15 protein-coding genes are annotated in these 12,662 nt (G+C 38.3%); all 15 read left to right on the top strand.

All coding sequences use genetic code 11. The features are described from left to right. Positions 1 to 240: 240 nt before the first annotated feature. On the top strand, positions 241 to 795 hold the full coding sequence (locus tag G586_RS0113350; RefSeq protein ID WP_026528164.1) for an RNA polymerase sigma factor: 555 nt from the start codon (positions 241 to 243) through the stop codon (positions 793 to 795). Beyond that, the gene (locus G586_RS0113345; protein ID WP_026528163.1) at positions 779 to 1,684 is read left to right on the top strand and encodes a DUF4367 domain-containing protein; all 906 of its coding nucleotides are present in this window, start codon (positions 779 to 781) and stop codon (positions 1,682 to 1,684) included. Before G586_RS0113350 ends, G586_RS0113345 begins: the two co-directional genes overlap by 17 nt. A 381-nt stretch (positions 1,685 to 2,065) precedes the next feature. Continuing rightward, the gene (locus G586_RS0113340) at positions 2,066 to 2,512 is read left to right on the top strand and encodes a hypothetical protein (RefSeq protein ID WP_026528162.1); all 447 of its coding nucleotides are present in this window, start codon (positions 2,066 to 2,068) and stop codon (positions 2,510 to 2,512) included. A 33-nt stretch (positions 2,513 to 2,545) separates the two neighbouring features. Then, complete coding sequence (locus G586_RS0113335; RefSeq protein WP_026528161.1) at positions 2,546 to 2,974, top strand: hypothetical protein; 429 nt, start codon at positions 2,546 to 2,548, stop codon at positions 2,972 to 2,974. A 22-nt stretch (positions 2,975 to 2,996) separates the two neighbouring features. Then, positions 2,997 to 3,221 (top strand): hypothetical protein, encoded by a 225-nt coding sequence (locus G586_RS0113330; protein ID WP_026528160.1) that lies wholly within the window; start codon positions 2,997 to 2,999, stop codon positions 3,219 to 3,221. Next, a complete protein-coding gene (locus G586_RS0113325; protein ID WP_026528159.1) occupies positions 3,218 to 3,892 on the top strand; it encodes a hypothetical protein in 675 nt (224 codons plus the stop codon). The genes G586_RS0113330 and G586_RS0113325 overlap by 4 nt, the downstream gene beginning before the upstream one ends. Positions 3,893 to 4,075: 183 nt before the next feature. Further along, the gene (locus tag G586_RS0113320; protein WP_155834168.1) at positions 4,076 to 4,699 is read left to right on the top strand and encodes a hypothetical protein; all 624 of its coding nucleotides are present in this window, start codon (positions 4,076 to 4,078) and stop codon (positions 4,697 to 4,699) included. Positions 4,700 to 4,861: 162 nt separating this feature from the next. Beyond that, positions 4,862 to 6,295, top strand: coding sequence for an AAA family ATPase (locus G586_RS0113315; protein WP_026528157.1), 1,434 nt, complete (start codon positions 4,862 to 4,864; stop codon positions 6,293 to 6,295). 415 nt (positions 6,296 to 6,710) lie between these two features. Continuing rightward, positions 6,711 to 7,379, top strand: a complete 669-nt coding sequence (locus G586_RS23095) for a helix-turn-helix domain-containing protein (RefSeq protein ID WP_035773349.1) — start codon at positions 6,711 to 6,713, stop codon at positions 7,377 to 7,379. A gap of 30 nt (positions 7,380 to 7,409) precedes the next feature. Next, on the top strand, positions 7,410 to 7,811 hold the full coding sequence (locus tag G586_RS0113305; protein ID WP_026528156.1) for a DUF6483 family protein: 402 nt from the start codon (positions 7,410 to 7,412) through the stop codon (positions 7,809 to 7,811). A gap of 193 nt (positions 7,812 to 8,004) precedes the next feature. Then, a complete protein-coding gene (locus tag G586_RS0113300) occupies positions 8,005 to 9,051 on the top strand; it encodes a helix-turn-helix domain-containing protein (protein WP_026528155.1) in 1,047 nt (348 codons plus the stop codon). Positions 9,052 to 9,067: 16 nt separating this feature from the next. After that, positions 9,068 to 9,718, top strand: coding sequence for a hypothetical protein (locus G586_RS0113295; RefSeq protein WP_026528154.1), 651 nt, complete (start codon positions 9,068 to 9,070; stop codon positions 9,716 to 9,718). 239 nt (positions 9,719 to 9,957) lie between these two features. Further along, positions 9,958 to 10,842 (top strand): DUF6033 family protein, encoded by an 885-nt coding sequence (locus G586_RS0113290; RefSeq protein ID WP_051204795.1) that lies wholly within the window; start codon positions 9,958 to 9,960, stop codon positions 10,840 to 10,842. 21 nt (positions 10,843 to 10,863) lie between these two features. Beyond that, positions 10,864 to 11,124: a hypothetical protein gene (locus G586_RS0113285; RefSeq protein ID WP_026528152.1), complete on the top strand. Its 261-nt coding sequence runs from the start codon at positions 10,864 to 10,866 to the stop codon at positions 11,122 to 11,124. Positions 11,125 to 11,276: 152 nt separating this feature from the next. Then, on the top strand, positions 11,277 to 12,050 hold the full coding sequence (locus tag G586_RS0113280) for a hypothetical protein (RefSeq protein ID WP_026528151.1): 774 nt from the start codon (positions 11,277 to 11,279) through the stop codon (positions 12,048 to 12,050). Positions 12,051 to 12,662 lie beyond the last annotated feature (612 nt).

The raw sequence follows: 12,662 nt of genomic DNA, 5'->3' as shown, positions 1-12,662 counted from the left end.
TATTTAAGCTAGAAAGTGTAAACTATATTTACAATATCAATTATTCAAAAAGTTAAAATTCCTCAAAAATCATGTCCCTAAATGAATCCTTCAAACGTTATATAGTTGTAATGATAATTCTTAAAGCAGAAAATGGCTTGGAGGACTGCAAAAAATGCGAAAGGACATGCTTCTGAATAATGGTTTACATAAGCTTAATTATGTTATGATAAATCAAAAAAGCAGGGGATATTATACGATATGCTTTTCCTGGTTCTATCTGTTCTTGAAGACGATCAGCGGAGATTAGTCGAAAAAATCTATAGGGATAATCATCAGCTTTTCCTGAAAATAGCCAATAGAATAACCGGTTCTGAAAGAAGTGCTGAAGAAGCTTTAAGCGAGGCGCTATTAAAGATTTCGCTGAATATACAGAGAATATCAGAATTACAGAGAAATGAGCTGACAGCATTCTGTGTGACCATAGTAAAAAACTGTGCCTATGACCTGCTTAGAAAAAGAAGTCACTTGGTACCAGCGCCTGATGAAAGTATGCAGGATGTAAAATCTCATGAGCCTACACCGGAGGAAACGGTGATACAGGCTGAAGAAAAGGCTTCTATAAGAAAACTGCTTGAGACATTGTCCCTTGAAGAAAAGGAACTGCTGGAAATGCGCTATACATATGAAATGCAGTACTCTGAAATTGCCAGAAGATTATCTATTACGGAAGAAGCAGCAAAGAAACGAGGACAACGAGTAATCCAGAAACTGAGAAAGATATATGAGGATAAATCAGATGAATACAACGTTTGAAGAAATGCTTTCATATACTGTACGTGAAGAGATGATATCCATACTTGCACCGGATATCGAAAAATGGACAGGTTCTGTGCATGAAAAAGTTCTAAGAAGAGCAGAAATAAAAAAGCTTGCGGACATTATCCTGAACCTTCCACAAAAGGGGCAGGAGATACTTCTTGGAAGATATGCCTTTGATCTGACTCCCGAAAATGTTGAAATAATCTACGGAATCTCTGAGGCGGATATACGTAGGGAATTTTTTGAAAGACAGCTTGCACATGAGATGGGACTTGAAGCAGGAGAACGTATTGCAGAAAATTCCCTGTATGAAGCTTGTAGAAAGGCAATGCGTAGCTTAACAGAAGATATATTAGAGCATAAAAAACAGAAGAATATCATTTTGATGTTCGCTAAGACAGCAGCTGCAATACTTGTTGTGGGGCTTCTGGCATTTGGAACAGCTATGGGTGTTAATGCAGAATTCCGAAATAGTGTAGTTAGTTGGTTAATGGAGAGCACGAAAGCATATACCCTTTTCCACATTGAGGAAAGTGAAGATGCGCAGTCTAGCAATCTTGGTGATTATGAACCAACATATATTCCTCAGGGATATCATTCATATAGCAAAGATGTTTTGACAGGGTTTGCCACATATACCTATGAGGATGAGAATGGAGATTTGCTGGATATTAGCATCTGCATGCCAGAAGCTAATGCATACCTGAATACTGAAGGAATGAAGAAAGAAGTCATTACAATAAATGGTCAGCAGGCATTTTTATATCATGACGGAGTACATGGAAGCCTTGCCACAAGTATTGATGGTTATGCACTTTATGTGACTGGAAAAGCCAACAGGGATGACTTTATAAAAATTGCTGAGAATGTTGTAAAAAAATAGAAAAAATATGTCCCGAAAAGGGAGGGGTCAGCGTTATTAATATGTAACATGTATTAAGCCTTAACTTATGGAGGTCATTTGAAGGTGAAAAGAGTATTTGGAACAGTAATATTTCTTTATTTTTGCTGGGGCTGGCGCTTTTATGTGGTGTATGTGCAAGGAAGGATGATGTTATTCTAAAACAGAATACAATAGAGCTTTCATAGGAGGAATAGTTTATGCACTTTGTTTCTTGGTGTATGGAATTGGCACAGACTTACTTGATGATGGAAGAATAATTTGTATTTTATTGCCACCGTTTTATGGATTTATTATTACTGCGATTTTGCTTACTATTAAATTTCGTTTGGCTTAATTTGAAAAGATTAAAGAGACAGAAAAATGATTATAGATTTCAATGGGACAGTTGTAGATATTGATGTAAAAAGAACCAGGAAATTTTACTATTCAGACAATTCCGTGGAGATAGACTGTATGTGTGATGGATGCAGAAACTTTATAAAATTTTGTGATGCAATGCCACAAGAAGTCGCTGCATTTTTCGAGAAGATAGGGGTAGTTCCTAAGAAAGTATGCGAAACATATTGGTTTTGCCAAAAGAATGGAGGAAAAAGTATTTTTGGTGGAGGCTTTTTCCATGTATGTGGGGGAATAATTGAGAGGGACAAGGAGCAGAAAGGAATAGAACTGGCTCCGGACTTTAATGTATATGTGGAAGGGGAAGTTGATCTTGTTGAAGATGGGTTCCCTGATCCTATAGTACAGATAGGAATGGTTTTTATACTTCCGTGGCTGCTTGATACCGAGAATACATATCAGGCTGAATAAAGTACTTGTGAAATGCGGATGGAGAAAATCACAGTGTTTAAGCCAGATCTTGCAAGATTTGCAGCTTCCCTAATAAGCGGAGTATATAGCTCTCTTATGTTTGGCTGGTGCATCTTAAAGATCATGCATGGTGTGATGCCTTTTGGTATGGAGCCTGTGCAGGTTGGGCCATTTATTGAAAAACAGTTTCTTGTAGTTTTTCTATTGAATCTTCTGATCATTTCAATTGAGATTTTCAGGAGCATAAAGGATGACGTGAGCTTTCCGGTTACTGCATATGCCTCACTCGTAGTACTTAACCTGGAGCTGGTATATGAGGCGCTACTTAGTGAGCTGACTACTGGGGACGTATTTATTTATGTTTTTGCCAAGTATACAGCGTTTCTATATTGTGGGTTTATATTAGTAGTGGTGGTTCTAATGGTCTTGGATAAAAGAAATATAAGTAAAACTGATCGATAATTTGAATGTAAAGGAGAATGAAATGAAAAAGAGAAAAATATTTAATACTATAGTGCTATCATTATCCATTTTAATTATATCTGGATGTGGCTCCAAAATGGATAATAGCACGTCAAACATTATTGGCTTGCAAGTTCATAAATCTGAATTGCCTAGTATTAAACAAAAAAAATTGAAGGGCTTGAGGATGCCGAAGGATATGGGCATGGTATATATACTCGCCAAGGCGAGTGCTTACATGACATGATCAATTATGTAAAAAGCACAGATGATTTATCGGTATATTGTCACATAAGCAATGATTTAGGCGATACATATACTTTTACTGTAGTTGCGCTTGATAATTATCATCAAATACCTTTCATGGTAAATGGGAAGGAATGTATGAATTATACTATAGAGATTCCCAATTCTTCAGAAACAGATATTCCTATTGATTTGGGTAAGTTTCTACCTGGCAGACATGATCTTGTTTTTTTAATGACTATTAATGCAGGCATGAAAGTAAGCGAGTCTGATCCTATGACAGATGGATTTATGGATGGCTCTATGAGAAGCACCTTTATTGTCGATGATGATACAGAATTGAATAATCCTATAACTTATCAGGCGGATACCAGTGATACTAAATATACCAATATAAGTATTGAAAAAAAAGATGATGAATCATATGAATTATCTTTTGCCGGTAGTTATGATGATGATAAGTACATTTCGGCCATTGTTTTCGATAATTACGAAGAAATAGAAAGCTACACTATGGAACTGGGTGCCAATAAGAAAGTAACGATACCTTTTAAATACTCTCCGGATAATAGTGTAAATCATGAATTAACAGCTGTGATATTATATCAAACTGATGGCAATGACCCGGAAGAACCTATGAAGTCACATTTTTCAAACAGAGTTCAGTTTTGATTATGTTATTGTAAGCAAAAATACCTTTGTAAAAAGAGTCCTACGTCGAAAGGGGTAGGATTCTTCTTTCTGCCAGAGGACGCTATGCTGTAGGTCATATTCGGATGATTTTTAGTAAAGAGGGTGCGTAATTCTGAACTTTTACCAGGTATTGCTTTGATACTTATTGGTATTTTTATGTTTTTGAGTGTTAGAAAAAAACTTCTTAGGGCACTTGTTTGTACCATTTATGGAGTTATTATCATCGTGGCAGGATATGGCATATTCCATGGACCGTCGATTTTCCCACTTTATGCAGATTTTTATCCATTAATCCTTGCTATCATGGCTGCTATGGTCATATTTATGATGATTTCTTCGAGAGGGAAGCCCTCAATGAGGATTCTATCCAGGCCAGATCTTGCAAGATTTGCAGCTTCCCTAATAAGCGGAGTATATAGCTCTCTTATGTTTGGCTGGTGCATCTTAAAGATCATGCATGGTGTGATGCCTTTTGGTATGGAGCCTGTGCAGGTTGGGCCATTTATTGAAAAACAGTTTCTTGTAGTTTTTCTATTGAATCTTCTGATCATTTCAATTGAGATTTTCAGGAGCATAAAGGATGACGTGAGCTTTCCGGTTACTGCATATGCCTCACTCGTAGTACTTAACCTGGAGATGGTTTATGAAGCGCTACTTAGTGAACTGACTACTGGGGACGTATTTTTACATGTTTTTTTCAAGTACACAGCGATATTATATTTTGCGCTCATATCAATAGGGGTAATTCTAATGGTTTTGTATAAAAGAAATGCTGATAAAAACTGATTTTGAACATGTACAATGATTGGGCATGGAATAATAAATATAATTATCCTAAAAATAATATTTTTATACATTACAGGACAAATAAAAGACTTAAAATGCCGTTTATTTGTCCTGTAATGCAATATAAATTGACTTATAGGACAAATAAGATATAATTAAAGTATGATAGGAAGAATAAAAGAACAGGAAGAACTAAATAGACTATATGACAGAAACCAGTCAGACTTTGTGGTTATTTATGGCAGAAGGCGAGTAGGAAAGACGTATCTTGTAAACAATACGTTCAGGGGACGGTATGCTTTTCATCACACGGGGTTGTCACCTGTCAATGAAAAAGGTGAAAAAGTTACATTAAACGACCAGCTTGAAAGCTTTTATTTGTCTCTGCAAATGTACGGAATGAAAAAAAGTGCAAAACCATCCAGTTGGCTTGAAGCCTTCTTTATGCTTAAGAAACTGCTGACTGAAAAAGACGATGGCTCAAAGCAGGTAGTTTTTATCGATGAACTCCCCTGGATGGATACAAAAAGATCCAGATTTATTACTGCGTTCGAAGAATTCTATAATGGCTGGTGCAATGAACGCGGAAATATCATGCTGATAGTATGCGGAAGCGCTAACTCGTGGATTCAGAATAAGCTGATAAGTAATAAAGGTGGTCTTTATAATAGAATTACCCACAAGATTAAGTTGTTACCGTTTACACTAAGAGAGTGTGAAGAATACTTCTTAAGTCAAAATATCCAGTTTTCAAGGTATGATATTACGCAAAGTTACATGGTGTTTGGTGGAGTTCCTTATTATCTTGGATATATGGACGGAAGGTTGAGCCTTGCTCAGAATATTGACAGGATATTGTTCGATGAAAACCCTTTGCTAAAAGGAGAATATGATAATCTCTTCACATCAGCATTTGATAAGCCTACAAAAACCAGGGAAATTGTTGAGTTCTTATTTGAAAAGGGTATTGGATATACAAGAAGTGAAATAGCCGGAAAGTTTAAAGATGTCTCGGGCAGCGAGCTTAACAAGATATTGGCATCACTAGAAGAAAGTGACTTTTTGATAAAGTACATCCCATTTGCAGACGGCAAAAGAGAAGAAAAATATAGATTGTCGGATCCGTATTGCCTGACATATTTAAATTTTATCAAAGGGAAGAGGAATAGAGAAAATTTCTGGCAACACAATGTTAATTCAAGCGTTTTAAATATCTGGAGAGGTTTGGCTTTTGAGAATGTATGTTATCTGCATTATCCTCAGATAAAGAAAGCCCTTGAGATTAATGGCGTCGAAGCAAGTATGTCTATGTGGATAAAAGAAAAAAGTGATGATTCCGAAGGGCCCCAAATAGACTTGCTGATAGATCGTGCAGATAATGTGGTGAACCTCTGTGAACTGAAATTTTATAGTGGTGAGTTTTCAGTTGACTACAATTATGAAGAAAAGATGCGAACAAGGGACAGGCTTGTTATGGAAAAGATTTCCCGAAAAAAAGTAGTCAGGAACACACTTGTAACGACTTATGGTTTAAAGAAAAATTCATATAGTGGGATATTTGTTAATGTAATAACTTTGGATGATTTGTTTGCATAAAAAGGGTAACTGATCTACCTGATGCAGGTAGAAGGATTCATTTTCGTCTGTCTGCCAATAGCCTGCCTATGTATTTCGGCGTTGCTTATAGCAATTAGCATTCATAGAAAAAGACAGAAGCTTACCTATGCAAAGACTTTAGCTTTAGGCATTGGATTATTGATTTTGCCAATTGCTGCTTTGATGGTGCTATATTTCTCAATGGTGCTTGGTGGACCAGTACCAAACTAAAACAGATATAACATATAGTGAATGCATACATGGCAGTACATGATTTATTAAATTGTGTACTGCTATTTTTATGGCTATAATGTATTAGACAAGTCTGTCTAATAGCATAAAAACGGCATTTCTCGCTTTGTGTCGTGTTTGTATTAGACAGCTTTCTATATTCTGTGAGTGAAAGGAGGAGCTAATGGATTCACAGAAAATTGGAGCATTCTTACGGGTACTTCGTAAGGAGAAAAACTTAACACAGGAGCAGCTTGCTGAAATATTAAATGTTTCTGGCAGGACTGTATCACGGTGGGAGACGGGAACAAACATGCCGGATCTTTCTATCATGATAGAGCTTGCAGATTATTATGATATCGATGTCAAGGAGCTTCTAAATGGAGAAAGGAAAAGCGAGATGGATAAAGAATTAAAGGAAACACTTAAAACTGTAGCAGAGTATACTGATGAACAGAAAAAGGCAGCCGTAAAAGCAAGTAATTATGGATTTGTTACCATCTTTATCATAAGTGCGATAGCCATATTGATTCAGATGATTGCCTTCATGGATATGAAATTGGTTATAGGAGAGACGGTTGCAGTGCTACTTGGCGGGATGGCTTACCTGATGCTGATAGTAAGAGCCGGGGCATGGAATTATCCTAAGAGCAACGGGGATACATTAAAAAAAGACGTTATCAGTAGCTTAGCATGCACAATAGTTTTTACCGTTGCATTTTTCTTTATGTTAAGTAAGGCTATTCCCGGGCAGGAACTGAAGTACTCTCTGTTATTCTTTATTGTAATATTTGCAGTTTCATTAGGCGTTCTGAGGCTGTTATCATCAATATCGTCAAAGCATACCAAGTAATGCAGCTCCGACTATTAACGGAGGTGACCTATGACATTTGATGATGAAAAAGACTATATCATGAGGATTATCAAAGAAGTAGCAAGAGTCCTCTTCTCATTGATGCTTGGCAAAAAATATGTTGCGGTAGAAATGGAAAAAGATAATGGATATGAAGTTTCAGGGAAAAAGCTTGAGGATTTCCTAATGATGATTGATCAGGGAATGATAAACGAAGCTGAAAATCAGCTCTTGGATAATATCGATTATTCCGATAAAGAAAATGTTGCTGCTGCAGCCTTGTTCTATCAATATTTATCAGAGAAAAGTGAAAGCTTCCTGACAGAACATGACTTTTCAAAGGAAGAGGTCCTGGATGGAATGAACCGGTTGGTTCAGAAGGCTGGATATGGAGATCTGCTAAATATAGTTGAGGGATTACAGGTACTATAAGCATGTTATTGGAAGATTAAAGGGTGTGTGCCTTAAATAACAGGCACATGCCTTTTTATATATGAAGAATCAAGAATTTCTCATTGATTAAAAATATTTCCAAATGATTAACCTGAATTCAATAGCAAAATCAGATCCTCTTAGGTATCATTATTATTGAACCGGTTCCAATACTGTTTGGAGGATATAGCAGATGACTATTGGAAAAGTTATAAGAAAGTACCGCAAAGAAAAAGGGTTGACACAAGAGGAAATGGCTATCCGGCTTGGAGTGAGTACTCCTGCGGTAAATAAATGGGAGAAGGACAATACCCTTCCGGATATCTCGCTATTAGTGCCTATTGCAAGATTATTTGGCATTTCTACTGATGAACTACTGTCATTTAAAGATGATTTCACTGATAAAGAGATCGATATCTTCATCAAGGAATTGGATAGGAGATTGAAGCAGGAGCCATTTGAGGATGTCTTTGCTGATGCTAAAAAGAAAATTGAAGAATATCCCTGCAACGAGAAGCTGAAGTGGCAAGTAGCTGTTGTACTCAATGCGGCGAGACTTCTTAATGAAGTAGACAACAGCGGCCAATATGATGAGGCAATCCGTTCATGGTTTTCTGGGTTGTTGGGATCAGAGGATTTATCAATCCGGAAATCGGCAGCGGAATCGCTTTTTCATTATTATTGCAGAAAAGAGGATTATCAAACTGCAGAAAAGTATCTCCAATACTATTCAGAGGACAATCCGGAACGCAAAGTGCTCCAGGCAAATATATTTACGAAAACAGGACGGATTAGCGAAGCTTATGTAGCATATGAAGAGCTGATGCTTGCAGAAGTTAATCGGCTTCGCATTATAATGAATGCGTTGCAGGTTCTGTGTGAGGAAGACGGCAATTTGGAACAGGCTCATAGAGTAGCTGATGCCAATGAAAATGTAGCAAAATGTTTTGACATGGGTGTTTATCAGGAAAAATCAGTACAGTTAGAACTTGCTGCATATGAGAAAAATGTCGATGAAACAGCCAGGATTATGGAGGCTCTGATTGACAACTGCGCGTCTATATCAGACTTTACCAAGTCAAATCTGTTTTCACACCTTACATTTAAGCAGTCGGGTAAGGATTTTTATGCGGAGTTACAGGCTGAACTGATTAAAAGGTTCTGCGACGAAAAGACTTTTGGATATATGAGTGGTAATATTTATTGGGAATCTTTAAAAGATAAATCTCATGAAGTTTAAAGGTGGGAATAATTCTATGAAACGAGTATTGTTGGCAATTACCATATTATCCTTGAGTTTAGGACTGACTGGATGTGGAAAGAATTTCTCACTATCAGCAAATGCTTCTGAAGATGAACAGGTTCAGTGTCCAAAAGTACACAAATGCTCATTTGTATCACTGACAGAAGATTATGATGAGGAAGAGCAAGAGTGGTATTTAGATTCCAATACATTCAGGCATACCATGAAATATGATTTAAATGATTTTTATCGCCATAATGACAACTATGAAGCAATATATCGAACATATAAGAATGTCAAAGGAAACAGTTCGAATTATTCAACCAGTAGTGTAAACCAGGGCCTGGATGGGCTTAAGGAGCAAGCTGCCACATTAGAACACTATCACTTCATTGTACTTGATCTTGCGGGTGACGATTTGCTGCCTAACAGCGGAAAGGAGTATCAGACACTGGTATTTGATGTGGAAACAGGAGATTACTGGACTGGGAATAGTAGCGATGAATTAACTGTATACGGGAAATGCATCGATGATGAGTATAGCGCTGATTCGGATCTGATTGAGTATGTTGAGGGAAAATGGCCTGTTCCGGAATACATGACTTTTTATGAATACTTATGTTCTATGGATTGGATGCGAGGTGGAAAGACAGATGATCTGTGATTTATGGGCTGGTATTACAGTAATATGGAAGACCTTCAGGAATTGTTTTCTGAAGGCCTTTTTTCGTACAACAATAAGGGTACAAAGAACTTTATACTTTTTTTACAATTTAAGGGTGTATTCCTGCAGAAGTTAAGACGATAAAAGATATATAAGAAATGGATAAGTGTCTTACTATGCGTTTTTAGATATAAATGAATGAAAAGGATGTCGGCTTTTTTACAAGGAGGTAGATCAGTATGACAGGAATTAATGGCATTTCTGCATATCAGCAGATAAATCAGAGTGTCTATAACGAGAAATCGGGAGTGTCTAAGACTCCTGATACAGGTAGGGCAGATCAGGCTGGTTCAGCAAAAAATTCTCAGCAGGCAAAAGTAGAAACAAAAGCGTGGAGTCCGATAGATACCACGAGTTCACTTGTGCCCAGAAAAACTGAATATGGGATGACTATTGGAGATGTGCAGCTTTCCGATAAGGCAAAGGACTACTATCATTCGCTGAAATCAAAATATCATAATATGGAGTTCATTGCTGTCAGCAAGGATATGAAAGCACAGGTCCAGCAGAATGCTGCCTCCTATGGCAATGCCAACAAAATGGTAGTCCTTATAGATGAAGAGAAGCTTGAGCGGATGGCGACGGATGAACCATATCGCAAAAAATATGAGGGAATCATTGCCATGGCACAGACAAAGATGTCAGAGGCTAAGATGGGACTTGCCAGCAGCGGCGCAAGTGTAAAGAATTTTGGGATGAGTGTTGATTCTAATGGTAAGGAGAGTTTCTTTGCCACTGTAAATAAATCTTCAGATCTTCAGAAAAAGCGTACAGAAAAGAAAGCAGCAGAGAAGAAGGCTCATAAACTTCAGGAGAAGAAGAAAGCGGAAAAGAAGGCGCAGGAGGAACGTATCCAAAAAGCCAGGGATAAAAAAGCTGAAAAGGAAGATACTGATAAAGATGATTCCAGGATTAAAGATGACGAGGAATATGTAACATTCGAAGCAGATTCCATGGATGAACTTCTCTCCAAGGTGCAGACATACTCATATAATAATGCATCCGGAAAAGTTATGACTCAGGCCGAGCAGATGGTAGGAACAAAGATAGATTTCAGAGGCTGATGGAAAAGAGCGGGGTACGGCATGAATATATCATTTATTGCGAATAATCTATATAGTTCACAGTACATGAAGAATGCCCAGGGGAATCTCTATGCTCAGAAGACTGACGGAGCCATGAAGAATACAATTATGGGAAAGATGCCGGTAAATCCTTTTGTATCAAGCTTTGACAGAAGAACAGACAATGAGGTTAATGATCGAAAAGGATTATCACAGCAGATGCGGCAGATGATACGCTCACTGAAGCAGGATTCTCAGCAAGATCAGAATAATAAAAAATAAATGATTTTCTGACATCATCCGGTTCCCCGGATGCAGCAGAGGAAGAGACAGCGCCTAAGCCGACCTATAATTATAAAGAGGTTGCATCCAAAATACAGAGTGCCAAGACATCAAACAGTGCCGGGCAGGCAGTACTGGCAGCAAAAAGAGCTGTGACGCAGATAAAGAGAAAGATTTCTGCGGGGGATGGTGATCCTGAGGAACTACAGTTTGCTTTAACCCATGCAAAGCGCATGGAAATGGTGGCAAGGAAAAAGAAACATCATCTGGAACTGGAAGAAATGGTGGCTCGTGCTCAGAAGCAGGATGAGCGCCTTGACGAACAGGAAGATGCTGTTCGGGGTATTCAGAGTGCCATAACACAGGCAGAGGAAGAAAAGATCACTGAGAAAGAAGACCAAATCTTCGATGAGCGCGAGGAGATGTTGGAGGGAGTCACCATCCGCGAAGCGGATTTAAGATGTGACGACCGAAATGCCGCCGAACAAAGTGAGGGGGCGGTTCAGTTGCAGGAAGCTCTCTCGCAGATAGAAGAAAGCGGAGCTAATGTTTCGGATGAAATGATGGCTGATCTGAACAAGATGATCTCTGAATTTGGCAAAGAAGAACTGGAAGAGCTGGAAGAAACCATGGAGATGCTTGAAGATATGGAAGTAGTAGATCCGCATATGAGCAAAGAGGATTTTGAGGATCTAAAGCGGAAGCATAGGGCTTCGGAAAACAAGGCTATTGTAAAAGCAAATATGGAATACCTTAAAGATATGATCAAGCATGAGCTTGGAAAAGCCGGAAGTATTCCCGGTATGGGAGGTGGACAGTCAGCTTCTGCAGCGGTTGGAAGCCCGGTAGTGCAGGGGGTAACCGTATCAATGCCGGCAATGGCAGCTCCGGTTTCAGATGGGGGTTCGATTGATGTTCAGATTTAAACAGTATGGTTAAAAGTTATATTGTTAATGTAAAGTCGGATGGAAAAATATTTCTATCCGGCTCTTTTTTGCCCTTTCAGATATGAAAAAGGTCGTTTCGTGATCAAATCATAGTATTTCTTATGTGATTATGATACGAATAACTTGGAGGAATATTGCCTTGTCAACTACCACGCACCTAAAGGTACGTGGCTTGCGACTCCCCTGTAGTTTGTTGCAATAACTCCTACATTTTGTCGGTGTAACTTCCGTGGGGTCGCATCATGGGACGGTCGACACCGCCCCTTACAGACAAGACATGCTTATCTGTAACTGTATCAGGTACTCTATATATTAACCTCACGGATAATATATTCCCATGCCGTACAGTAAACGCTAATGCTTGAGTATATTTTACGTAACACCAAGACTTATGTGTTACAACCTCATATATACTTGCCAATGTACAAAGAGTGCCTTTGGTGAACAGCGCACCTAACGGTTTTCTCGTAAAACTTGCTGTTGAGTACATTATAGCATGTATGTTCTTGGATAACAATTTACAAGGCTCCTCCCACCGCCCAAGGGCAGTGGGTTTCCGCCTACGACAACCGAAAGGAATTTATTTATGAA

The organism is Butyrivibrio sp. VCD2006 (assembly GCF_000423925.1).
Classification (GTDB): Bacteria; Bacillota; Clostridia; order Lachnospirales; family Lachnospiraceae; genus Butyrivibrio.
This window is presented reverse-complemented; position numbering and strand designations above follow the sequence as displayed.